Origin of the sequence: Pseudolysinimonas sp. (assembly GCF_031389465.1) — a bacterium.
GTDB lineage: Bacteria > Actinomycetota > Actinomycetes > Actinomycetales > Microbacteriaceae > Pseudolysinimonas_A.
Map to the genome: position 1 here is coordinate 1 of NZ_JANMSQ010000278.1, position 2,152 is coordinate 2,152.

Annotated in this window: 2 protein-coding genes and 1 pseudogene; all 3 read right to left on the minus strand. The window is 68.5% G+C overall.

Annotated features, from left to right (window positions below; genetic code table 11):
• Positions 1-394, minus strand: a pseudogene (locus tag RMO30_RS10980) (cell division protein FtsK); the annotation flags it as partial.
• A 73-nt stretch (positions 395-467) separates the two neighbouring features.
• Positions 468-1,175, minus strand: a complete 708-nt coding sequence (locus tag RMO30_RS10985) for a hypothetical protein (protein WP_309713276.1) — start codon at positions 1,173-1,175, stop codon at positions 468-470.
• Between the two features lie 55 nt (positions 1,176-1,230).
• The coding region (locus RMO30_RS10990) for an ABC transporter permease (protein ID WP_309713279.1) at positions 1,231-2,152 on the minus strand (922 nt) is incomplete at its 5' end.

The following is a 2,152-nucleotide window of genomic DNA, read 5'->3' on the forward strand; positions in this document are numbered from 1 at the left end:
GGAACAGCCAGACAGCGAACACCAGCATGATGACCGGCAACGCGAAAGCGACCCGGCCGAACAGTCCGCCGAAGGTGTACGCGTCGAGGGCGATTGCGACCTCGTGGCTCGGGTTGAACCACTCGACGATCGCACCGCCGATCGCGAGCACGATCAACAGGAACGGCACACCGTCGCGGCGCTCCTCGGGGGCGAGAGTCTCTTTGCCGAACAGCCGAGCCGAGCCACCGACGATGTGGGCGAGTCCCATCCACAGACTGGTGAGCGCACCGGGCTCCTCGGTCTTCGCCGGCGACCTGCCCTTCGGGTAGCGCTTGGTGGCGGCGGCGCCAGTCGAGCGCGCGCGGGAGGTCGAGCGCGCGCGGGCGCTCGACGACCGGGTGCTCGTGGCCATGCGGTCACGGTACCCGCGGGGGCGAGCCGCTCCGGGGAGCGACACCCGCCCCGCCGTCATCGGGCTCTGGGGATCAGAACGGGCAGGAGCCCGCGATGTTCTCCGAGGCGGCGACGGTGAACGGTGGGTGGCCCGTCTGCACGGCGTGAATGTACCTCACCGTCTCGACCTCGCTGCCGTCCCAGTACGCCATGTCGGTCGGCTGGCGTGCGACCTCAATCTGGAGCGAACCGGCCGAGCCGGTGATCACGTAGATGTCGGTGAGGTACTCCGCAACGATGGTCGCGCTCGAGTAGGCCGCGACAACGCTGGCGCGGGAATCACCGATGCGGATGCCCGCGGTTGTCGGGATCGTGCCGTCGTACAGGTCGATGCGGTCAAGGACGCCGGCCTCGACCCACACGCCGAAGTCCCCGTAGAGGCCGTCCCGGTACGCCGGGATCGGTACCCACAGGGTCGCCTCCGGGCTGCCCGCCGCGAAGCCGGTCCCGAAGCCGGCGTTCGCATCCGTGCAGTACTCGGGATCGTTCACGAGCATCTGCGTCGCCGGGTCAACCGAGGGCGCGACGCCGAAGACGAGCGTGCCCATCCCTTCGGGCGACAGGGCGAGGTCGGCGCGCGCCGGCGCCGTTTCGGGCGTCGGGGTCGGGGTCGGGGTTGCCTCTTCCGTCGGGGTGCTGGTGGATGAGCCGGTCGGGCCCGGCGTACCGCCGCCGGGGAAGCACGCGCTCAGCGTGACGGCGAGGGTGATCGCGAGCAAGGATGCGGGAAGGCGCCTCATGCCCGCATCATGACAGCTCTCCTCCCGTCTGCAACAGAGGGAGTTTGGCTCACTTCTAGTAACGGATGGCGTCGATCACCTTCACCCGGACGGCGACGAGCGCGGGCAGCAGCCCCGCGAGCGCACCGACGAGAGTCGCGGCCCCGAGGCCGATGAGCGCCGCCTCGACCGGGAATCCCGGGATGTCTTGGATGGCGAGAGCGAGGTAGGACTCGGTGATCGGGTTACGGATCAGCAGGATCGCAAGCAGCACACCCGCAAGTCCCGCCACGAAGGTCGCGACGACGCTCTCCATCATCACCGAGAAGAACACCCGCCCCGCCGTCGCGCCGAATGCCCGACGAATGCCGATTTCGCGGATGCGATGCCGCACCGACACGAGAGCGATGTTGAGCAGGCCCAAGGCACCGAGCGCCATCACCAGGATTGCGATGCCCGTGACGACAACTTTCGGGATGAACAACGGGTCACCGGCTCCCTCCCAGGCGAGGTAGTCCTGCCGCTGCACGTCGACCTGCCAGCCCTCGCCGAGAGCCGCGCCGATGTCGCGCTGGATGAGCGGGATCAGTTGGTCGGCCGCTTCCGGCGGCACCCAGGCCTCGTAGTTGGGGATCTGCGGGTACTGCGGATCCTGCGGCACGAGGGCGTCGTAGTCGTCGTTGAGGAGGTAGGCCACCAGGTACGAACCGTCGAGCGACTGTTTCGGCGTGATCCCGACGATGATCGCTTCAACCGGACCGGTCGCCGTGACGATCTGGATGCGCGGATCCATCCGCAGGTCGGGCGAGCCGAGTCGCTCCCAGACCTCCTCGCTCACCACGATCGGCGGGGCGAGTCGCAGCGCGTCCCGATCGACGAACCACGAACCCTGGTCGACCGCGATGCGGTGCATGCTCCCGTAGGGCTGGTCGACCCCGATCACCTGGATGCCGAGAACACCATCCGGGAACTGCACCGACACTCCGCCGTAACTGGTG

Bases quoted from the DNA above. Each gene is read 5' to 3' on its own strand.
- RMO30_RS10985 (WP_309713276.1), bottom strand. From the start codon at position 1,175: ATGAGGCGCCTTCCCGCATCCTTGCTCGCGATCACCCTCGCCGTCACG.